General features: G+C 43.5%; 23 protein-coding genes. 21 read left to right on the top strand and 2 right to left on the bottom strand.

The features are described 5' to 3' along the window. Window positions 1-523: 523 nt before the first annotated feature. From DWX00_RS09690 to DWX00_RS09590, 21 genes are all read left to right on the top strand, one after another. On the top strand, window positions 524-2,932 hold the full coding sequence (locus DWX00_RS09690; protein ID WP_117686259.1) for an ABC transporter permease: 2,409 nt from the start codon (window positions 524-526) through the stop codon (window positions 2,930-2,932). A gap of 86 nt (window positions 2,933-3,018) precedes the next feature. Beyond that, window positions 3,019-3,711 carry a response regulator transcription factor gene (locus DWX00_RS09685; protein WP_005361153.1) on the top strand — a complete coding sequence of 231 codons (693 nt, stop codon included), beginning with the start codon at window positions 3,019-3,021 and terminating at the stop codon, window positions 3,709-3,711. Continuing rightward, window positions 3,708-4,739 (top strand): sensor histidine kinase, encoded by a 1,032-nt coding sequence (locus DWX00_RS09680; protein ID WP_117686260.1) that lies wholly within the window; start codon window positions 3,708-3,710, stop codon window positions 4,737-4,739. The genes DWX00_RS09685 and DWX00_RS09680 overlap by 4 nt, the downstream gene beginning before the upstream one ends. Before the next feature lie 27 nt (window positions 4,740-4,766). Then, complete coding sequence (locus DWX00_RS09675) at window positions 4,767-5,183, top strand: hypothetical protein (protein WP_004611616.1); 417 nt, start codon at window positions 4,767-4,769, stop codon at window positions 5,181-5,183. Window positions 5,184-5,365: 182 nt separating this feature from the next. Beyond that, window positions 5,366-5,626, top strand: a complete 261-nt coding sequence (locus tag DWX00_RS09670; RefSeq protein ID WP_117686261.1) for a hypothetical protein — start codon at window positions 5,366-5,368, stop codon at window positions 5,624-5,626. A 5-nt stretch (window positions 5,627-5,631) separates the two neighbouring features. After that, window positions 5,632-6,297: an ABC transporter ATP-binding protein gene (locus DWX00_RS09665; protein WP_004611618.1), complete on the top strand. Its 666-nt coding sequence runs from the start codon at window positions 5,632-5,634 to the stop codon at window positions 6,295-6,297. 14 nt (window positions 6,298-6,311) lie between these two features. After that, complete coding sequence (locus tag DWX00_RS09660) at window positions 6,312-8,696, top strand: ABC transporter permease (RefSeq protein WP_117506281.1); 2,385 nt, start codon at window positions 6,312-6,314, stop codon at window positions 8,694-8,696. Window positions 8,697-8,883: 187 nt separating this feature from the next. After that, window positions 8,884-9,654, top strand: a complete 771-nt coding sequence (locus DWX00_RS09655) for a response regulator (protein WP_117686262.1) — start codon at window positions 8,884-8,886, stop codon at window positions 9,652-9,654. 204 nt (window positions 9,655-9,858) lie between these two features. Beyond that, window positions 9,859-10,242, top strand: coding sequence for a GntR family transcriptional regulator (locus DWX00_RS09650; protein ID WP_002578893.1), 384 nt, complete (start codon window positions 9,859-9,861; stop codon window positions 10,240-10,242). After that, window positions 10,235-11,095, top strand: a complete 861-nt coding sequence (locus tag DWX00_RS09645; RefSeq protein ID WP_118595118.1) for an ABC transporter ATP-binding protein — start codon at window positions 10,235-10,237, stop codon at window positions 11,093-11,095. Before DWX00_RS09650 ends, DWX00_RS09645 begins: the two co-directional genes overlap by 8 nt. Then, the gene (locus tag DWX00_RS09640) at window positions 11,088-11,738 is read left to right on the top strand and encodes an ABC-2 transporter permease (RefSeq protein ID WP_006861334.1); all 651 of its coding nucleotides are present in this window, start codon (window positions 11,088-11,090) and stop codon (window positions 11,736-11,738) included. Before DWX00_RS09645 ends, DWX00_RS09640 begins: the two co-directional genes overlap by 8 nt. Before the next feature lie 128 nt (window positions 11,739-11,866). Beyond that, window positions 11,867-12,046 carry a cysteine-rich KTR domain-containing protein gene (locus tag DWX00_RS09635; protein ID WP_074021989.1) on the top strand — a complete coding sequence of 60 codons (180 nt, stop codon included), beginning with the start codon at window positions 11,867-11,869 and terminating at the stop codon, window positions 12,044-12,046. Window positions 12,047-12,126: 80 nt separating this feature from the next. Beyond that, window positions 12,127-12,750: a VanZ family protein gene (locus DWX00_RS09630; protein ID WP_025580950.1), complete on the top strand. Its 624-nt coding sequence runs from the start codon at window positions 12,127-12,129 to the stop codon at window positions 12,748-12,750. Window positions 12,751-13,141: 391 nt separating this feature from the next. After that, on the top strand, window positions 13,142-13,276 hold the full coding sequence (locus DWX00_RS20305; RefSeq protein ID WP_256186109.1) for a hypothetical protein: 135 nt from the start codon (window positions 13,142-13,144) through the stop codon (window positions 13,274-13,276). Window positions 13,277-13,324: 48 nt separating this feature from the next. Next, window positions 13,325-13,582: a DUF3592 domain-containing protein gene (locus DWX00_RS09625; protein WP_071441246.1), complete on the top strand. Its 258-nt coding sequence runs from the start codon at window positions 13,325-13,327 to the stop codon at window positions 13,580-13,582. Between the two features lie 131 nt (window positions 13,583-13,713). Beyond that, window positions 13,714-14,106 (top strand): winged helix-turn-helix domain-containing protein, encoded by a 393-nt coding sequence (locus DWX00_RS09620; RefSeq protein WP_055201467.1) that lies wholly within the window; start codon window positions 13,714-13,716, stop codon window positions 14,104-14,106. A 504-nt stretch (window positions 14,107-14,610) separates the two neighbouring features. Further along, complete coding sequence (locus DWX00_RS09615) at window positions 14,611-15,033, top strand: hypothetical protein (RefSeq protein WP_015542925.1); 423 nt, start codon at window positions 14,611-14,613, stop codon at window positions 15,031-15,033. A 600-nt stretch (window positions 15,034-15,633) separates the two neighbouring features. Then, a complete protein-coding gene (locus DWX00_RS09605; protein WP_005361189.1) occupies window positions 15,634-15,849 on the top strand; it encodes a DUF6870 family protein in 216 nt (71 codons plus the stop codon). A 135-nt stretch (window positions 15,850-15,984) separates the two neighbouring features. Then, entirely contained in the window at window positions 15,985-17,613 is a 1,629-nt protein-coding gene (locus DWX00_RS09600; RefSeq protein WP_117468927.1) for a recombinase family protein, read from the top strand. After that, the gene (locus DWX00_RS09595; RefSeq protein WP_118174147.1) at window positions 17,614-19,263 is read left to right on the top strand and encodes a recombinase family protein; all 1,650 of its coding nucleotides are present in this window, start codon (window positions 17,614-17,616) and stop codon (window positions 19,261-19,263) included. It begins immediately after the preceding gene. Then, entirely contained in the window at window positions 19,248-20,789 is a 1,542-nt protein-coding gene (locus tag DWX00_RS09590; RefSeq protein WP_118427045.1) for a recombinase family protein, read from the top strand. The genes DWX00_RS09595 and DWX00_RS09590 overlap by 16 nt, the downstream gene beginning before the upstream one ends. Before the next feature lie 65 nt (window positions 20,790-20,854). Here the strand turns inward: DWX00_RS09590 and DWX00_RS09585 are convergent, their stop codons facing one another. Further along, window positions 20,855-21,802 carry a tyrosine-type recombinase/integrase gene (locus DWX00_RS09585; protein WP_243037993.1) on the bottom strand — a complete coding sequence of 316 codons (948 nt, stop codon included), beginning with the start codon at window positions 21,800-21,802 and terminating at the stop codon, window positions 20,855-20,857. 17 nt (window positions 21,803-21,819) lie between these two features. Continuing rightward, the gene (locus DWX00_RS09580; RefSeq protein ID WP_026650251.1) at window positions 21,820-22,002 is read right to left on the bottom strand and encodes a transcriptional regulator; all 183 of its coding nucleotides are present in this window, start codon (window positions 22,000-22,002) and stop codon (window positions 21,820-21,822) included. Window positions 22,003-22,122 lie beyond the last annotated feature (120 nt).

The raw sequence follows: 22,122 nt of genomic DNA, 5'->3' as shown, positions 1-22,122 counted from the left end.
CCGATCTTCTGGAACAAAAACGGAAAGCCTATTCTGCCTATAAGCAGGCCAAAAATGATATGAAAGAACTTCATAATGTTCGGGCCAATGTGGAATATCTATTAGAGATTTCTTCCCCACCACAACCGCAGCGCAGCACAGAAAAATCCCGTCAATAAGATTTGTCTGCTTTTGGTTTTCAGCGTTCCAACGGAACGCGCAGCCATTGCCACCGGCAATGATCTCAGGGGTTTGGGGATATGTCACCAACAAGCATTAGCAGGAATTCCGGAAACGGGATTTCTGCTAAATACGCAATCTTACGTAAGATTGCATTGCTTGCCAGTAGTTTTAAGAGTCTTTGGCAGAGAATCTGTTTACAGTTGCCGCATTGATAAACCTTTGATAACTGCCTATAATAGAGTTATTATTTTGAACTGCTATAACAGAGAAATGCAAAAAAATAAAATTTTTTGTCCGCTGTAACATTTCGCGGACATTTGGGGTTTACAATGGCCTTATCAAATATGGAGGTGATACAACTATGACATGGCCTTTTGAGAATGACACCAGCGCCATTGTAAAAAAATTAGCAGACCGAAGCATGAAAGCGGATAAAAGACGCAATGCGTTTATTATCATAACGATTGCTTTTGCAGTTAGTTTGATGATGGTATTAGCACTATATAATCTCGGAACAGACCGTGAAAATAGGCTTTATCTGCAAGGACGCTATCAGGGCAGCTTTATTAACAGTACCAGTACCGTCTTTGAAAAACTGGAACATAACAACCAGATTGAAGCAGTCGGCAAAGAGGCTGCAATGGGAACGAGCCGTATCAATGACTATACTTTGGATGTGTATTACAGAGATCAAAATGCACTTGAACTAAAAGGCGTTACTGACTTGCTGGGAAAAATGCCGGAGGCAGAAAATGAAATCATTGTGGAACAGTCCTATTTGGAGCATTTAGGGTTGCCGGTTCAACTGGATCAAACCGTTACACTGGATATGCCTTTTGGAAAAAATCAGACATATCATGTTTGCGGCATTATTCAAAGCAGTAATGCGTCCCGTATTTATCAAGTCATTGTATCGGATGGCTTATATAGCCGGTATGAAAAAGCAAACTGTTACGATCTTTTGGTTCGCGTGAAAAATACCGAAAATATGGACAGCGAAACTTTGAAACTGCTGATAAACGAAATTGCGGAACAAAGCGGTGTACCTGAACAGTATGTTATGTATAGCTCTACCTACTTTGGATTGGCAGAAGAAAAATCCACGCTGGAGCTATTGGTGATTATCGGAGCAAGCAGTTTAATTGTACTGGCCTGTTCTTTGGTTATTTACAGCCTGTTCTACATTTCTGTTATCGGGAAAACACATGAATATGGCAGACTGCGTGTGCTGGGGGCTACATCGGTTCAGATCAAGCGTATCGTGCGAAAAGAAAGTTTTTTGTTATCCTGTGCTGCAATTCCTATCGGTGTTGTATTGGGAAGTGTTTTGGGCTATTGTTTCGTCCCGGACGGCTGGCATTGGATGACTACACTGGAATGTGCCGTTGTGATTGCCCTTGTTACAGAAATTGCCTTGAAAATTGCTGTCCATACCCCTGTAAAGAAAGCCTCTATGGTATCGCCTATTGAGGCGCTGCGAATCAATACGACTGATACACCGGCGACAGAAAAAACGCGGATCGAACATCGAAAAATTACGCCATCTTCGCTTGCCCGAATGAGCTTTGCCCGGAACAAGAAAAAAGCTATACTAACCGTATTGTCTTTGGGATTTGCCGGAGTTTTACTGATGTGTGCCGCCACCTACCTTAATTCAACTGATGTAGAAAGCATGGCAAAACAGCAATTTGCAAATGGCGACATTGTACTTTCCCTTGATCCCGCCAACACAAATGCGGAAGATCGCCCCGCCGGGATCAATGCACTTCAAACGAAAAATCCATTGGATGAAGTTTTGGAAGAAACGATTTCAGATATGGATGGCGTAAAGAATATTGAATTTATACAGGGCTGTGTTTCAAATATGGAATTTCCCACTCCTTTCAAGGATGGTAACAGCCATTTCTTTACCCAAATTGGAATCCCCGAAAATCAGTACGAGGCCTTTTCACAAGGACTAATTGAGGGAACCGCAGACCGCCAGAAACTTATCAACGGAAAAGGAGTTATTGTAGATAATTCCGCCAAGCTGTTAAGCGACTATTATAATTACACTCCTCAAATTGGCGATATAGTCAAAGTGGAAACAGCGGATGGACAATGGGAAGAATTTACTGTAATGGGGATTGGGAAAGCTCCTAATCTCGGTGGGGATTCAGCTTCTTTCTATTTTCCGCAGGAACTCTTACCTATGATGAAAGAAAATGTTTCCAACTTCAACATAACCTGCATTGTAGATGTGGAAAGAGATCAGCTTACAGAAGTTGAGAATAAGATTTTCCAGTTGGCGGAAAATCGTGGAGGTATAGAAGTTTTCAGTATCAGCGATATTATTACTTATCTGCAAGAGGAAATGGATAACATAAAAATGCCGTTATACGGATTGGTATTTTTCATTGCTGTTTTTGGACTAATCAGCCTTATCAACACGCTAATGACAAACATTATATCAAGACAGCAGGAATTTGGTATTTTACAGTCTGTGGGATTGAGCAGTAAGCAATTCTCCAAAATGCTGCAAACAGAATGTTTCTATTATGTTTCTGGTACGGCTATTTTAACTTTAACGATTGGAACTTTAACAGGATTTGTACTTTGCAAAGTTTTCAATCAGGTTGGGACATTCGGGACATTGACTTATCATTTTCCAGTTTTAGAAATAAGCATATGTTTTGTAGCGCTTTTCTTCATACTGGCCGCTTACTCCGTTTTCTCTGTACGATATAGCAAAAGACATCCTGTGATCGAGCGCATTAAAACAATGGAGTAAATTTTCCTTTATCAGAAAATTGTGTTTTCTGCAACAAAGGACATTTGCCTGTTATACTATCTACAAGAAGCAAAGGAAGTGAGGATATGAAGCAGATTTTAATTGTCGAGGACGACAGTTTTTTGAATAAGATGGTGGCCTATAACCTGACCGCAGACGGCTACGGCGTGACTTCTGCCCTAAACGCCAGAACCGCAGCCGAAGCCATACGCCAGCGGGAATTTGACTTAGTGCTGCTGGACATCAACCTGCCGGACGGCAACGGTTTTGAGCTGTGCAAACTGATAAAGCCCCAGCACCCGGACACCATTGTGATTTTCCTGACCGCTAACGATCAGGAGAGCGACCAGATACGGGGCTATGAGGTGGGCGCGGTGGACTACATCACAAAGCCCTTTGTGATCGGGGCCTTGCAGCGAAAAATCAAAGCCATGTTCGCCATGCTGGAACACCACAAACCGGCCAAGGACATTTACGACGACGGGCGGCTGTTTCTGGACTTCTCGGAGCAGACGGCTTCCTTAAACGGCAAGCCCCTGACCCTATCCCCGATGGAGTACAAAATGCTGAACCTGTTCCGTAAAAATCCCCGGCAAGTGCTGACCCGTGGGCAGCTTTTGGAAAAGCTGTGGGATATAGACGAGAAGTTTGTGGACGAACACACCCTGACAACCTCCATCAGCCGGATTCGGAGTAAGATCGAATCCGACGGCGGCGCGCCCTACATCAAAACTGTTTACGGCATGGGCTATCAATGGACGGGAGGCGAGGCAAAATGAAGTTGCAAAACCTCTCGGTAAAGCGGCTGTTTGGCCGGGTAGCAATGGGGCTTGTCCTTTCCATGTCCGGGATTACCATAGTCCTGTTTTTTGTGACAAAACAGACGGCGGTGCTGCTGACAGGCGGGGCGCTGCTGCTGTGCGCCCTTGTGGGGATTTTCGTACTGACGCAGGCGTTTGGAAAGCGGCTGTCGCAGTTTACCGCTGACCTGTGCCAGACCTTAGACCACATGATCGCCGGGAATGAAGCGCCCCAGCGCCCAGAGGACAGCGAAACCCAGCTTGCCAGAATTGGGCACCGTCTGGCAAGGCTCTACCAGATCATGCAGGAGAACCGCCGCCGGGTGGACGAGGAACGGCAGGAGTTACAGACCCTTGTATCGGATATTTCCCATCAGGTGAAAACGCCGGTAAGCAATCTGAAAATGGCGACGGACACGCTGCTGGAAAAGCCCATGACCGAGGCGGAGCGCACCGACTTTATCCGGGGAATCCGCAGCCAGACGGATAAGCTGGACTTTCTCTTTCAGGCCCTTGTGAAAACCTCCCGTCTGGAAACGGGCGTGATCCAGTTGGATAAGAAACCGGGCCGCCTCTTTGATACCGTGGCACAGGCCATGAGTGGAATTGTGTATGCAGCAGAGAAAAAGGAAATCGTCGTGTCCGTGGACTGCCCGGAGGATTTGACCGTTTTCCATGACAGCAAGTGGACATCCGAAGCCCTTTTTAACCTGCTGGACAATGCGGTGAAGTACACCCCGGCAGGCGGGAAAATCGCTGTGTCGGTGGTGCTGTGGGAAATGTATGTGGAAATCAAAGTAGCCGACACCGGCAAGGGCATTTCCGAAAGCAATCAGGCCGCCATCTTCCGGCGCTTCTATCGTGAGGAAGAAGTACACGAACAGCAGGGCGTGGGCATTGGCCTGTATCTGGCCCGCGAGATCGTAACACGGCAGGGCGGCTATATCAAAGTGGTTTCGGAGCCGGGCAAGGGTTCGGAATTTTCCATTATGTTGCCGACTAAATAAAGCACACTTATAACAGGAGAAAACACCATGAAAAAAATCAATTTTTGCAAAGCAACAACAATCATCTTAATAATCAATGTTATTTTATCTATTGTTTTATTTTTCGTTGTTCCTGATAAAATAGCAATTCAATGGGTAGGTACATCCCCCAGCAATGCAGTAGATTCTTACTATGTATTTTTGGTGCCGGTATTGTCAGTGCTTTTTGCTTTTACGGGAAAACCTATTTTTACAATGTTCCTGTTTAGATTGTGGAATAGAACTAACGAGCATTTAGTGACATACTTAAATTTGTGTCTGCAAGTTGTATTTCTTACTTGTGAAATCTATATCGGATTATATAACCTATGTAATTTTAATGTTGCCATTAGTATAATTCTCATTGTGGAACTTATGATAGATGTGGTGATTGGATTGAAATTATTTCACAATCAATCTATCTAAAAGATTGTGTAGTATGATTCGGCGGACGACCATTTCCGGCTGTCCGCCGTGAATTTTTTTGAAATGTCCGAGCGTTGTAACATTTCACCCCGATTTTCAATGAAATTTTTTGGCCGCTGTAACATTTCGCGGACATTTGGGTTTTACAATACCCTTATCAACAAAAGTGAGGAGGCGACGCAATGGAACTGACCCCGACATTGATTTTGAATCTGGCGCTGCTGATCGTCCCGCCCGTTGCCCTTGTGCTGGTGTTCCGGCAATGGCTGGTCCGGCACATCCGCTGCACGGTTGCCTTGACTGCTCTCTGTGATGTTCTCCTATTTTGGGATGAACTGTTCTACTATGAGAGCTTCGGCCTGTTCGCTGTGCTGATTCTGGTGCAGTTGGCGGCCACCGGCGCAGCAGCGTTCCGCATTTACAACAAACAAAAAAAGGATTGAATTTTATGAGCATTTTACAGACTATCGACCTGAAAAAGTATTACGGCACAGAGCCGAACATCACCCGCGCCCTTGACGGCGTGAACTTCTCCGTAAATGACGGCGAATTTGTGGCCGTTGTGGGAACCTCCGGCAGCGGCAAGTCTACCCTGCTTCACATGATGGGCGGGCTGGACACCCCTACTTCCGGCAATGTGATTGTCCGGGACAAAGAACTGTCGAAGATGAACGACGAACAGCTCACCATCTTTCGCCGCCGCAACATCGGCTTTATCTTCCAGAACTATAACCTTGTTCCCATCCTGAATGTGTATGAGAACATCGTCCTGCCGGTGGAGCTGGACGGGGACACGGTGGATCAGAAGTTTTTGGACGAGATCGTTCACCTGCTGGGGCTGGAAGATAAACTGAAAAATATGCCGAACAATCTTTCCGGCGGACAGCAGCAGCGTGTGGCTATCGCCCGCGCCTTGATTACCAAACCGGCTATCGTGCTGGCCGACGAGCCGACCGGCAACCTTGACAGCAAGACCAGCGCCGAGGTGCTGGGGCTTATCAAGCGCACCAGTGCGGAGTTCCGGCAAACTGTTGTGATGATTACGCACAATGACGACATTGCCCGCCTTGCAGATCGGATTGTCCGCATTGAGGACGGAAAGATTGTGGAGTAAGGAGGTGGCAGGCTATGACATGGCCTTTTGAAAATGATACCAACGGCATAGTAAAGCGCATATCAAACCGCAGTATATCGGCAAATCGAAAAAGAAATATCTTTATTATTTTGACGATTGCACTTGCCAGCGCATTGCTATCTGCTATTGTCCTCTATGGCTTTGGGGTTATGCAGGAAACGCAGAACCGCAACCAAAAAACAGCGCAGATTATGTATCATGCGATTTCTGAACAACAGGGACAGGAACTATACAAGCAAGAAGAAATTGCGTGGGTTGGGGAATTTTTTAACGCATTTTCTGAACAGGTAAACCATTCAACCGTGAATTTTACTTATGCAAATGCAGATATGCTAAAATCCCAAAGTATGCCCTATTCGGGAGATTTACCAGCTTCGGAGAATGAAATTGTAGTGCAAGAATCCTTTTTGGATAGTTTGGGCTATTCAAATGAATTGGGACAGACAATTCAAATCCCCTTTTCTGACGGCACTACCCATGATTTCAAATTGACGGGAATCTTAGATGTGAAAACCGGCGATATTGGGCGCTATACAGCCATTATATCGAAAGAATTAGTAAGACAGCAGTATGGCGACGAGGGCATGATTGATTATTACATTGGGCTGAAAGGCGCTCAAAATATGAGCGAGGAAGAAGCCACCAACTATGCAAACACTCTGGCGCAGCAATTAAAAATTTCCGATGATAATGTGATTGTCCGTTCCACATATTTTAACTTAAAGGACGAAAATCACGGAAGCGATATGCTGTTCTATTTCTTGATTGGTTTTGTAACTTTCATTGGTTCCGGCATTGTGATCTATTCGATTTTTTATATTTCAGTAGCAAGCAGTATCCGTAACTATGGACAGCTTCGCACAATCGGAACTACAAAACGACAGATCAAAAAGATGGTTTACCGCGAGGGGAAATTACTTGCTGCCATTGCTATCCCAATTGGTCTGGTTATTGGAAATGTGATTGGGTACTTTCTGGTTCCTGCCGGTTGGTACTGGCTGACCACTTTATGTGTGACGGCCGGGGTTGGCCTTTTTGCATTTATTATTGTGATGATTGCCATTCATACTCCTGTAAAAAGAGCTGCGGCAGTATCTCCGCTGGAAGCATTGCGATATTCCGATTATCAGGGGAAAATGAAAGAAAGTTCCGTGCTGCACCGTAAAATAACGCCTGCTTCACTTGCTAAAATGAATCTGTCCAGACAAAAGGCAAAGTCCACTTTAACAATACTTTCTCTTTCACTCGGCGGAGTATTGGTTGTATTGATTTCGACAATGTTAGTTTCCTATGATGGCGTTGCAGAGGCAAGAGGCAGGGCGTTCCCTGTCGGTGAATTTAACATTCAGCTCAACGCAAATCAATCGTGGGACACTGCTGGTATTTCTTTGTCTGGATTGCAGCAAAAGAATTCTCTAAATGCCGATTTTGTAAATGCAGTAGAATCTATTGATGGCGTTACAGGAATCAAGCACTGGTATTACACGGACGCAGAATATCGTGTAAATGGTAATTCTGGAAAATGGATTCAGGGCTTTTGCCGAGATGAACAGCAGAATTTGGAGAAAGAGCGAATTGCGGGAACGACTGATTATGATGAACTGGTGGCAGGAAATGGAATTGTCTTGCTTCAAGAGCGTGCCGATCTCTATGATATTGAGGCTGCGTTGGGTGATACCGTCGAAGTGGACTATAAAACCGAATCCGGCCAAATTTGCACAAAGACCTATACCGTCATGGGCATTGTAAACGAATATTCTTACTCCGGCTTCTCAAAATGCTTTGCGCTTCCGGAGCAGTTTATGAATGAAGCGACCGGGATAGATTGCACAGGTACGATTTCTGTAATTACCGATATGGAAAAATTTGATACAGTTGAAGCTGCATTAAATCAACTGATAGACGGAAATAGCGATTTGGTTATGGAAACCATAAAAGAAAGTATCACTTATTATAGCGGACTTCAACAACTTTCCATCGGGGTATTGTTGATCGTGGCTGTTATTGTTGTGTGCTTTTCTTTAATCAACCTTGTCAATACGACAATCACAAACTTCTTATCCCGTAGGCAGGAAATTGGAATGTTACAGGCGATTGGTTTGAGTAAAAAGCAGCTTATCAAAATGCTGTGCTATGAGGGGTTGATGTATTCAGTTTTTGCTACGCTGGTAACATTGGTTTTGGGGACTGGACTGGGCTTCCTATCCGTACAGGTAGTTGTGAAAACGATGAATCCATACTTTTACTATTCATTTCCGTGGCTGATCGTATTGATATATTTAGCAATCCTGCTGATTGTGCAATTCACCTTGATTTCTTACACAACTGGAAATCTGAAAAAACAATCTCTTGTTGAGCAAATCAGGACGATGGAATAGCCGTATGGGATCGGCGGGGCGGCGTGTGCTGCCCCGCTTTTTTCGCCATTTCTCAAAAAAATTTTTGAAATGTCCGAGCGTTGTAACAATTCAGCCTGTTTTTCTGTCGAAATCAAAGGCACCTCGGACATTTGTGTAACATTTGTAGTTTATGCTTGTGGTAAATCAATATTGGGGGTGAGGACACATGAAAAAGATACTGCTGATCGACGACAGCGACACCTATACATGGTGTCTGAAAATATACTTACAGCACCGGGGCTACCCGGTGAAAACGGCTTGTACGCTGAAAGAAGCGCGGGCCGCCATCCAAGAGGAAATGCCGCTGGTGGTCTGCTGTGATCTCGACCTGCCGGATGGTTCTGGCATGGACTTTCTGGACGAGGTGCGGGCCGCAGACAAGGAGCTGCCTTTTGTTCTGGCGTCCTGCCATGACAAGGACGACTACGAACAGGAGGCTATGCGCCGGGGCGCGACGCTGTGCATGGACAAAATGAAAGGACTGCTACTACAAGATAAGCTGGTGGAATACGCCTACCGGCAGTTATCCGGCGAAAAGGCCCCGACTTTTCACAAGCTGCTCTTTGTCTATGCAGAAGATACCAGCGCCGAAGTGCTGCGGGCTGCTATGCTACAAAAGGGCTTTGACCTGATTCTGGTTTCCTCGATTTGGGAAGCCAAGCGCCGGATTTTTGAGGATAAGGAAATAGAACTGATCTTGTGCGATCTGGAACTGCCGGACGGCACAGCAATGGAGCTGTTTCATACGCTACGGCGGGTGGCGGGGATGTTCCAAATGAAGAATCCCCATGTCCGGCTTCTGCCGTTCTTTATCCTCACCGAGAACAACGACCCTGCCACGGAATATGAATACCGGCATGAGGGCGTGAACGACTATATCACCGCCCCGGTCAATATCCCGGAGCTGATCCGGCGGGTTCTGTTCTTTGTGGAATGAGATCGTTACACATATAAAAATATGTCTTTGTAGTGGACAGGATAGACGCTTTTTTATGAGAAATTGGTCAGGACAGTAAATTTATTGTCCCGACCAATTTTTGCTATTATGAACTTTTCTTAAACTATATTGCTTTTTGAAAAATTTCGTGTTATACTGTTATACATAACAGCACAACAGTTAAAACACACGGAGGATGCAGCAATGAAACTGATTATTTCAAATGTATCTGGCGTCCCCATATACGAGCAGATTAAACAGCAGATCAAGGCGGCTATTTTATCTGGCGAGCTTCAAGCCGAAGAAACTTTGCCCTCCCTTAGAACACTTGCCAAAGACTTAAAGATCAGCGTCTTAACAGTGACAAAGGCATACACAGAATTAGAGCAAGAGGGCTTTGTTAAAAATGTGCAGGGGCGTGGATGTTTCGTAATGGGGTCTGGTTCAGAACTGATTAAGGAGCAGCTTATTTGCAAAGTAGAAAACAATCTCACCGAAGCAATAAAAGCTGCAAGAATGGCAAATCTATCCACAGAGGAATTACATCGCCTTTTGGACATTTTAACGGAGGTAAAAACAGATGACTAATTATTTAGAGGTAACGAATCTTTCAAAATCTTTTGATTCTTTTCAACTTCACAATATCAGCTTTACTTTGCCAAAGGGATATATTATGGGCTTGATCGGCCCGAATGGTTCTGGCAAAACAACGACAATCAAACTGATTTTGAATATGCTCAAGCGCACCGGCGGCACAGTCAAAGTGATGGGGCTGGATAATATCGCAGAAGAACAAAAAGTAAAATCAGAGCTTGGCGTTGTTTTCGATACAAATTATTTCAGTGATGATTGGAAAGTGTCGCAGGTTGAAAAGTCTATTTCGGTATTTTATCCAAATTGGGACAGCCAGAAATTTGCGGATATGTTACGGAAATTTCACATTGCACCAACCCAAAAGGTAAAAGAACTTTCCAAAGGTATGCAGATGAAGTTAATGCTTGCCTGTGCGTTTTCATACGACGCAAAACTGCTGATCCTTGACGAACCGACCAGTGGACTTGACCCGGTTTCCAGAGATGAACTTTTGAAAATTCTTTCGGAGTATATTGAAGATGGCGAACATAGTGTTTTGTTCTCCACCCATATCACAGGCGATTTGGAGCGTGCAGCCGATTATATTACCTACATCAGTTATGGCGAGTTGTTCTTTACTGGCAGCAAAGATGATTTTGTAGATATGTTCCGCATTGTAAAAGGTGGAATTGAGGAACTGTCCGATGATCTGAAAAATAAGGCGGCTGGTATTCGTACATTCCCTACGGGATTTGAGGCGCTGATGAAAACCGAAAATATTAGCGGTTTCCCTAACCTGACCGTTGAGCCTGCCACTATTGATGAAATTGTAGTGTTTACAAGCAAGAAAGGTGACGATTATGAGTAATATTTTGAAATCCACAAAATTAGATATTGCATTGGTAAAACCATATTTTAAGACGATTTGCTTTACCCTGCTTCTGCCGATTGTGTTTGCCGCAATCAACCGTTCTTTGCTGACAGGGGTATCATTTGCCATGTGCTTTATTGCTATGACGACGGGATATACCTTTTCCATCACAGAAAAAAACAGCATGGATCGGCTGTTTGGTATTTTACCTGTTCGGAAAAGCGAGCTTGTGATCGGACGCTATGTTTTCGTCCTTGCAATGGGGCTTCTTTCCTTGATTATTTCTTTGATTGCACAGCCGCTTGTCTTGAAAGTGCTGGGTGAAACAGTTGGCGTATTTGACATTGTAACTGCCGCTATTGCAGGAGTATTCTTATTTGCACTCTATACCGTGTTCCAGATTCCGGGATATTACAAGTACGGTTCAATCAAAGGACGGGTATTTATGTATATTCCAGTGGCCGGTTTTTTGGTGACTTTACTTCTTCTCTCTAAAATGCCAGCCATCGGGAAATCAATTATTTCAGTCGTTGAATCTTCTCCGATACTTCTCGTTTTCCTTGCGGTTTTTGCTATTGTCGTGATGTATGCGGTTTCGATCTTCTTGTCCATTCGGATTATGAAGAACAAAGAAATGTGAGGTGATTGTATGGATTTCACAATTTTGGCAGTTGTGCTTTTGCTTGGTGTTGGCGTTCCTATCCGTAATAAACTCATACGGAAATATCGGGATAAGAAAAAGAATGATCGCAATTCGGAGTGAACAATATGGAGAAAACAGAGTTCATCCGCTGCCCAGTCTGCGGGAATAAAACACGCGACAAAATTCGGGAAGATACCGTACTTAAAAATTTTCCTCTCTTTTGTCCAAAATGTAAAAGTGAATGTCTAATCGACATTGAACAATTAGACTTACGATTAGCATTATGGGAATACCGTCGTTACTAATGACAGTATTCTGTTTGCTTTATGAGAAAATGCTCAATGCTGGAATGGGCAATAAATTTGAATTTGACAAGGAGATAATAATGATACCAATTTCTGATATTCTCATCCGCTCAATTAGTGGGTATGTGTTTATGGTTCCAGTCTTCGTACTGTATTTCTTGTGGCTCAAAAAATTGGGGAGAACACAAAGTTTTCTCCATACCGCTGCAGTGTTTGTTTTTGGTTATTATTTATTCGGACTTTTGACCGTCACAGGCATCGGCTTTACAAGCACAATGACCTTTCGCCCGAACATTTCTTGGACTCCATTTATCGGTATGATAACTGGGCCAATTGATACCATTCTGAATATTATTCTGTTTGTCCCGTTGGGATTTTTCCTGCCGCTGCTGTACAAGAAATATCATCACATGAAGACGGTTGCATTGACTGGCTTTCTGTTTTCTTTGGCTGTTGAAATTGTCCAGATGTTTGGCTGGGGTTCTTCCGACATCAATGACTTGATGACAAATACCGCTGGAGCCTGTATTGGATTTTTAGTTTATTGTCTGCTGTCAAGAATCTTGCCTGCCAATCTGAAAAAGCAACTTCAATCCAGCCGTGTCAATGCTGTGGCTGAAGTACTTCTCTTTGCTATTTGCACATTTGCCATTATGGTCACGGCTCAGACTTGGTTTGTCCATGATGTGCTGAATGTTCCATAAATTGTATCGGAAACAATCGGTCTCAGATATAAAAAAATAGTGTCTTCTGTTTGACACACCTGCAGACCGATTTTTCCGTATTGAACTTAGTCGCGTCAACGAAGCCACTACCTATGGAATTTCAATCTTTTCCTTCCTGTTATGCTTGGACAGATTGAATAATTCTCTTTGTGTTATATCTATTATTTTTAGGTAATAGTCCACAACGGCTTCTAACATGAAGGTACAAAAAATAAAAGTTGATCCTCAATCAACCCTATTATTGTACTCTTCAATTCATACTTTTCGATCTCAATGGTAGTATGGTTAGATAGACATCTGTTGCCGCTATCCCTTGGTAAGTTACCCGTTCAGCTTACCTACAAATTTAGAATACAATAAATGGCATCATTTGAACAGACTATATTTTTGGGATGAACTGTTCTACTATGAGAGCTTCGGTCTGTTTGCTGTGCTGATTCTGGTACAGTTGGCGGCCACCGGCGCAGCAGCGTTCCGCTTTTACTACAAACAAAGAAAAGGCTGAATAGAAAATAGGTATCATCAATCAAAAATATCATTGGAGGTATAACTTATGGAAAAAGAAACAATGGGAACTGTAATTTCAGTTATAAAACAATGGTGGTTAAAAGTGAATCGTAAACCTGCCCGCGTTCATGCGATGGATGGCGCAGCCTTTCCGCATACTATCAAGGTCAAATATACGATAGACGGCAAAGATTACATCTGCCGAAAATGGATTGGCGCAGGAAACAAAGTCCCTGACAAGGGAACAACGATTAAAGTTATCTATTGTGAAGATAAGCCATCGAAAGCAAGAATTGAACTCTAATCAATAAATTTATTAAAATACGGAGGTGATGATGTGATGGGACATTAGCTGTTTTTGATATAGAAGAATCCGGCAAGCAGATCGGAGAAAAGTTATTTCTGCTTCTTAACGAGGAACAAAAGAATGCTCTAATGCAATATATTTTGGAACAAGGAGCCTGTCATGGAACGGTATTCAATTCCTGTCACACTTCCTTCGCAGCAAAGAAAAATCCTCTAACAGAAATACAGGAAGGCGAGCTTTATCTATGCCTGGAACACCGCACTGTCAGGGTTAGGGAACGGATGATCAACCTGACAAGTAAGGAGTTTGATATACTGGCATTGCTCATTGCCAATCCCAAACGTGTTTTTACTTACGAACTGATTACCGATTTGGTTTGGAAAGAGGATTGTGATTTCTATTCGAGAAAAGCGATTCATAATCATATAAGTAAGCTGCGTAAGAAGTTGCGCTTTGAACCGGATCTTCCAAACTATATTGAGAGTGTCGCCGGGATCGGCTATAAATTTGAACATCTATAACATGAGCCCACAAGGTGTTGTTTCCCCTTGTGGGCTTGCTTTTTGCAGCATATATTCTAAGAGCGGAATATGTAGAAAATTGCGAATATAAAGAGTAAAAAGCGAATATCTGCGGACTGATAAAGGAAACATAACCGATATAATTTTCTCCCAAGGAGGTATCAAGCAGCCGATTCAGGTTCCTCCTTGATGGGAGGAAATGCCTATGCGTCTATGCAACACAGATCTGCAGATAAACTGCTTTACATTCAGTCACCTATACGTCGTAGTCCAGCTCGTATGGATTGCGGCGTTTTTGGTTTCGACAAAGTTTGAGCATTTTCGCTGTCAACCTCCCGGAAAAATTTCATACTGCTGCTTTGGCGCGCCTGTTCTTTGTACGGGCGCGCTTTTTTGTACCCTTTTTTTAATCAGAAAGAGACTTAGACCTTATCGCTGCCGCAGCCCACCCTCTGATTTCGATTTTTGCCATCAACTCAAACATCGAAATTGGAGGAAATTACTATGAAGAAAATCAATCTTCGGGATTATTACCCGTATTATACACAGGACATGATCGTTGAGGTGCCGGATGAAGTTGCTTTGTTGCTTCGGGAATATATGTTGTTGGAAGAAGCCTATCGGATTCGTACATACCGCTATAAAGCATTTTACTCTCTGGATCGAGACGAAGGTATTGAGCGTGAGATATTGCAAAAGCCTCTTAACCCGGCAGAAATTTGGGAACAGCGCCAAATGACGGAGTTGATTTATAAAGGTCTTTCCAAACTTCCGGTAAAGCAGCGCCAACGAATCTATGCACACTTTTTTCTTGGCATGAGCAAAGCAGATATTGCCAAAGCGGAAGGAACACACAAAAGCCGGATCACCCGTTCTATCGAAGCCGGATTGCGTAGTCTGGAAAAATATTTCAAAGAAATTTTATAACAGACGGCAACTTTGCCCCTAAAAATGTACTGAATAGTAGAGGGACATATTCGGCGGGACAAGCTGGACGGGTGTGGTAAGGAAGCATATACATCCTCCCACCCCAACTGCAATATCAATTTGTCTGCCATGCCCCTTGCTTGTTCCTTGACAACCGAATATACGCTGTTACAGGTACTTCATTCTGTGTTCCGAGCGGCAGATGGGGCGGCGCGGTGACAGGCGGCCTAAGGAGGTGATGGATCCAGGCTGTCCGAGCGATAAACGCAACCTACGAAACCGGCTGTGGCAGGCCGGACGCGATAACGACGCAGATCATAATGGTACTTCTTCACAGCTTCCTAAAGACTTGGGGAGAGTTCCTGCGGCGTTTGCTTGCTCTGGCAAAGCGGCGGCGTATGCGGGACTATGATGCGGTGACGCTACCCGCAGCCTGTAACAGCCCCGTCCTTATTACAGAAGGACTTGCCGGGGTGCGTGGCAAATACGGCAGTAAAATCGAAATCAGATATAATGGGCCGGATTTATGTGTGTAATAACCATAGATCCGACCTATTCATGTGGTTTTGATAACACAGTTTTCAGAAGGGAGTTGATACTATGGAATTGAATACCATTGTCAGTGAAGTGGGTACACTGGTAGACATTCGGGATGTCTCTGTCAACAAAGAACTTTCCCGTGATGAACGGATTGCAGAATTCGTTCAGCAAATCAAAAATCCATACCATTTTAAGTGTGGGCGTTTTACTGTACAGGCCAGCTTTTCTGCTGAAGGTGCTACCCTGGAAGAATGTATCAAGGGTATTTTGCGATAGGTGCAATTTTAAGAAAGGGGCTGACTTTTCCGTAAAAGCATGGTAGAATAAGAATCGGAAAAGGAATTGAATATGGCATAACCACACTTCTTGAATTGCGGGGATTTTTCTGTGCAACGAAAGGAGTGTTTTTTTATGCAGGTTTACAAAGCGATTAAGTACATCCGTCTTTCTTATACGGATGATAAAACAGTAGAAAGTGACAGCGTTGCTAACCAGCGGCGCCTGATCGATGACTACATAGCCCGACACCCGGAAATTGAGGTTGTGGCAGAAAAAATTGACGATGGTTATAGTGGTGTTTTGTTTGATCGCCCGGCATTTCAGGAAATGATGCGGATGATCGAACAAGGCGAAGCTAACTGCGTGATTGTCAAAGACCTCTCCCGCTTAGGTCGTGAGTACATAGAAACAGGCCGTTATATGCGCAGGGTATTTCCAGCCTATGGAGTGCGTTTTATCGCAATTAACGATAATGTGGACACGGAAAATGACGCTGCCGATGATCTCACGGTTTCTGTCAAAAACATTATGAATGAGGCTTACTGTCGGGATATTTCCGTTAAGACACGGAGCGCCCTGGAAGTAAAACGGCGCAGCGGGGATTTTGTAGGTGCTTTTACCATTTATGGTTATGTGAAAGTCGGCGATAAACACAAGAGCTTGGAAGTAGACGAATATGCTGCTAATGTTGTGAGGGATATTTTCAGAAAACGGCTGGAGGGATTCAGCGCTTCCCATATAGCGGATGAACTGAACCGATTAGGAATTCTTTCGCCTTTAGCGTATAAGCGCAATCACGGAATGCCTCATGCAAAAGGTGGCTATACAGACCGAAAGGATTGCAAATGGTCTGCAACTACAATCATCCGCATTTTGCAGGATGAAACTTACACCGGAACACTGGTCCAGGGCAAACAGACAACGCCCCATTTCAAATTAAAAGAGCGTGAGGACAAACCTTCTTCGGAATGGATTCGTGTGGAGGGAACCCATGAAGCGATCATACAAAAGCACGATTTTGATCTGGTGCAACGGCTCCGCAGGATTGACACAAGGACTTCTCCCAAATCGGATAAGGTTTACCTGTTTTCCGGTATTTTGATCTGCGGATGCTGTGGCTGCCGTATGACCCGCAAGACGAACCGCTATAAAGACAAAGAGTATCACTATTATTACTGCCCGACCGGCAAAAAGAATGGCTGCACATCGTCGGTCATGCTGAAAGAGTCGGATCTGATTGAATGTGTGCAGGACAGTTTGAAAGGACATATTGAAAATGTTGCTTCTCTGGATGCCCTGCTGTCCAGTATCAGTCAGGAACGGATCAACCGGGAATTGGCGCAGGAATATGCCGCACAGATCAGAGTAAATGAAAAGCGTGTGGCACAGACCGAGGGCTTTAAGGCAAAACTCTATGAAAATCTGGTGAGTGGAATTCTGACAAAGGAAGAATTTCTCTCTTATAAGCGAAAATACAATGCAGATATTGAACTGTTCCAAAAGGCAATCGCTGAATGGAACGATAAACTTACAGATGTATTGGAAAACCGAAGCGAACGAAACCGTTGGATCAACCATTTTATGAAATTTTCTACTATGGAGGATATTGACCGCCGGGCAGTCATGCAGCTTATCCGAAGCATACGGGTAATGGGTAAAGATGAACTGCATATTGAATTTAATTACCAGGATGAATATCAGAAAGCAATCTCTTTGGCTGAACAGATTGCTACAAAAAATGAAGAAAGGATGGTGAGCTAAATGGCAAGAAAAAGCAGAAAACAGACGGCAGCTCCTATGCCGGCACCATCTTTGTATGTACATGTGGCTCTGTATATCCGTCTTTCTGTGGAGGATAACAAAAAGCGGGGTTGCTCAGTAGAAAACCAAAAACTGGTACTGAATGACTTTCTTTCGGATAAACCGGACTTCGTTGTGTATGATACTTATATCGACAACGGAGCGACAGGGACAAATTTTCACCGCCCTGGATTTCAGCAAATGCTATCTGATATTGAAGCAGGCCACATTAACTGTGTGATTGTTAAGGATCTTTCCCGATTAGGGCGAAATTCTATTGACACAGGTTATTATATCGAACAGTATTTCCATGCTCATAATGTTCGCTTCATTGCTGTTACGGATCAGTTTGACACAGCGGATTCCGGAAATCTTCATGGTGGTATCATGCTGCCTTTGAAAAATATGATCAATGAAGCCTATGCTCTGGACATTGGACGAAAAATCAAAGCACAGGCGCGGCAGGCTATGAAAGATGGCGACTATATTGGTGCACGGGCGCCTTACGGTTACAGGAAAGACCCGGATAATTGCCATAAACTTCTGATTGATGAAAATACTGCCCCTGTGGTAAAACAGATTTTTGAATGGGCACATGAGCATGTGGCACTGAACCGGATTGTCCGCAATCTAAATGAGATGGGAATTCCGGCACCGAGCCATTATAAAAAGACCACTGGCGAGATTACCAGTCCGGGACTGATCGGAAGTGGCAAATGGCAGACCCGCACAGTGATGAAAATCTTAGAAAGCGAAGTTTATACAGGCGATCTGGTGCAAGGAAAAACAAAGATTGTAGATCATCAGCAGGTCAAGGCTGGAGAAGATAATCTGATTATTGCAAAATGCACCCATGAACCGATCATCAGCCATGAGTTGTTTAATGCAGTTCAGGAATACAGAAAACAGATCTGTGAAGAAAGCAAAGCAACTCCAAAACGTCCCTACACACCAAACATTTTCAAAGGTAAAGTGTTCTGTGCTGATTGTGGCAGAAGCCTTCACAGGCAACGCGCCGAGCGCCGGAAAGGACCCGACACTTACTGGTTCCACTGCCTTACAAACAGCCGGGTAGAAAAAGATAGCTGCAAAGGTGCGATGATACAAGAGAAAGAACTGATTTCTACTGTTACGGCTATTCTTGAAAAAGAGCTGACAGTTGCGCTGGGAATGTCGCTGCCACTCTTTCAGTTGGAGACAAGACAAAAACAGGAAAAAGATAAGCTGAAAATTCAGATGTCGGCCAAACGGCAGGAAATTGAAAAAACACGCCGGCTGATCCGTGGCCTATATGAAAATTTTGTGCAGGGTATTTTGACAAATGACGAATACTTTGAATTGAAAGCGGATTATGAACATGCTATCAATGCTCTGTCTGGTGAGATTGAAGTATTTGAAAAATCTATGGACTCTCTGGACAACCAGCTTGCCAGATACCGTGCAATGGAAAAGGATGCAAAAACACTGGCACAGGATCACGTACTGACTGTAGAACTGATCGAACGGCTCATTGAACGAATTGAGATAGACCACGAGCGGAATATTCATGTGACCTTCCGTTTCAAAAATGAATTTCAGGGAAAGGCGGTGGAACCGTGCGCAACTATGTGATTGCCCTTTATATCCGTCTTTCTGTGGAAGATTTCAAAACTGAAAGTTTGAGCATACCAAATCAAAAACTGATTCTTCGTGAAAAAGCTATGTCTCTGCCGGAATGGGATGACAGCGAGATTTTGGAATTTATTGACAACGGTCATACGGGGACAAACTTTGAGCGTCCGGCGGTGCAGGAACTTTTAACAATGGTTCAGGCCGGAAAAATCAACTGTATTATTGTAAAAGACCTTTCCCGATTTGGACGTAACAGCATTGAAACCGGCTATTTTATTGAGCGGGTATTTCCTCTTTATCACACCCGTTTTATTTCCGTCAGTGATGATTTTGACACAGCTAATTTCAAAGGTGATACCGGAGGGATTGATATTGCTTTCAAGTATCTTATCAGCGAGTGGTATAGCCGGGATATGTCCATGAAAATCCAAAGTGCAAAATACGCAAAGATGCGTCGTGGGGAATATCAGAGTGTCATCTGTCCTTACGGCTATCGCAAGAGTGCAGACGGACGTATGGAACCGGACGAGGATGTTGCCCCGAATGTGCAGATGATATTTCAATGGGCGTCTGAAGGCAACACCGCAGCCGAGATCACAAGAAAATTGTATGCCATGAATATCCCCACCCCTGGGGAATATCGCAAACTTAAAGGCAAGGCCTATTACAATGTTTCCCGAACAAACGGCGTTTGGAGTACATCAACGGTTCTGCGTATTTTAGAAGATCAAAGATATATCGGTACCTATGTAATTGGCAAGAGAAAGGTAAAAGAGATTGGCAGCCGACATACACAGTTAAAGGATGAAAGTGAGTGGTTCAAAATCCCGAACCATCATCCGGCTATTGTAAGTGTGGATCTATTTGAGAGAGCCAATGCTTCAATTAAGCGTTTCTCTCTGTCAAATAAAAAGCCGCGTGATTATCTGCTCCGTGGTAAGGTATTCTGCGGATGCTGCGATCATGCAATGTCTCTACGAAATGGTGCGTGGTTTTATTGCCGTCATTCCGAGGTGGCTGAAACGCTTCCTTGTCATGGTGTGCGCATAAAGATGGCAGATCTGGAGCAGGTTGTATTTGAAACAATTCGGGCTCAAATGTGTCCGGCATTGGGAATTGATAGCAATAAGGATAAATTGGATTTGCAGACAGTCCAGCAGGCCGAACATGAAGAAAAACTCCGTTCTATTCAAGATAGCAAGCGGTATCTTTATGAGCAGTATGCACTCGGAGAGATTGATTTGGAAACCTATCGGACACGAAAAGCGGTTTATGACACGGAACTGGTACAAGCCAAAAATGTTCATGCTGTCATCACTGCACAGACAAAGCAGATAAAAAGTGATTATGAGATTAAGCTGAAACAACAGGAAATTGTGCAGAAAGTCGGAAACGCCAACATGCTGACAAAAGCTCTGATTGACCGGCTTATCAATAAAGTTTACGTCTTTCCAGGAGATCGGATTGAGATTGAATATGCAACACAGGATTTCTTAGAAACTAAGGAATCCGAAAAGGAAGTATAACCGTGAACACCCATTTGAAACAGCTATGGGCAGCTATGAAGCTGCCCGAAAAACTGCAAAAAAAGTTATAAATTTTTTGTCGTGGGCTTGACATACGGGTGTCTCAAATCATGCACTCGAATTCGTTTCACACCAGATACTTTTGATCCTCTGTTCATTTCATGATGCAGATAAGATTTGGAAATTGTGAAAATTCTTTCGTCTTCCTTCAGACCGTAAAGCATTTCCATATAATCCTGCATCTCATCACATATAAATTGTGGCATCTTGATAAATCTGTTACTTTTAAATGTCTTTGGTGGGGTAATCACATCTTCCCGGTTTAATCTTTGATATGATTTGTTAATTCGTAGTGTATGCGTTGTAAAGTCAAAATCCGCTGGTGTCAGGGCAAGCAACTCTCCTTCACGGATACCACACCAGTAAAGCATTTCAAAAGCGTAGTAAGAAACTGGTTTATCCATCATCACATCTGCAAATTTCAAATACTCTTCTTTCGTCCAGAACAACATTTCCTTATATTCCTCTATTGCTATATTTCCAGCTTTCTGTGCCGGATTAGAAGGCAAATGATAAAAATCAACCGCATGATTGAAAATGGCACTTAACTGGCTGTGGATTTTCCGCAGATATGAAGCAGAATACCCTTTTCCATTCGCTCTCTTAAATGCAAGCAAATGATTCTGCCATGCAATCACATCTTTTGGTTCAATTTCTGCAATCTTTCTCTCCCCAAAGTATGGAAGAATTTTTGTTCTGGCAATATTATTCTTAGTTCCCCATGTGTTATCCCGGATTCGTTCCTTTTTATCTTCTACATAGATTTCATAAAAACTTGCGAAAGTCATATCCAGTTTTGCATCATGCTTTAACATTTGTTCGTGTTCCCACATCTGCGCTTCTCGCTTCGTAGGAAATCCTCGTTTTGAAGTCTGTTTCGTTTTCCCTGTCCAGTCGGTATACCGATAAACCACTCGCCACTTCCCAGTGACATTATCTTTGTAAATACTCATACAAATTCTCCTCTCTCTTACACTTCGCTGTAACATACTTTTTTGCGGAAATAATTGGTGTTTACTCTGCCAGCTACCGTAAGATAACCCAGCTTCTGTAATTCATCATTTAATTGTTTGACAATCTTATAAGCATAAGACTTGGAAACTCCCAGTTCCGCTGCAACTTCTTCTACTGTCATAAAAGTTCTGTTCGTCACATCTCATCTCTCCTTCCTACATTAACGCATTTTGTTTAAGTTACTACATTTGCATGATACTAAACATTTTAATTTAAGTCAAGCGATTTCATGCGAATATTAAATTCTTTTGTTTAAGTT

The organism is Blautia sp. AF17-9LB (genome assembly GCF_003479185.1).
Taxonomy (GTDB): domain Bacteria; phylum Bacillota; class Clostridia; order Lachnospirales; family Lachnospiraceae; genus Fusicatenibacter; species Fusicatenibacter saccharivorans.
Note: the sequence above shows the minus strand (reverse complement) of the source record. Positions and strands in the feature narration are given on the sequence as shown.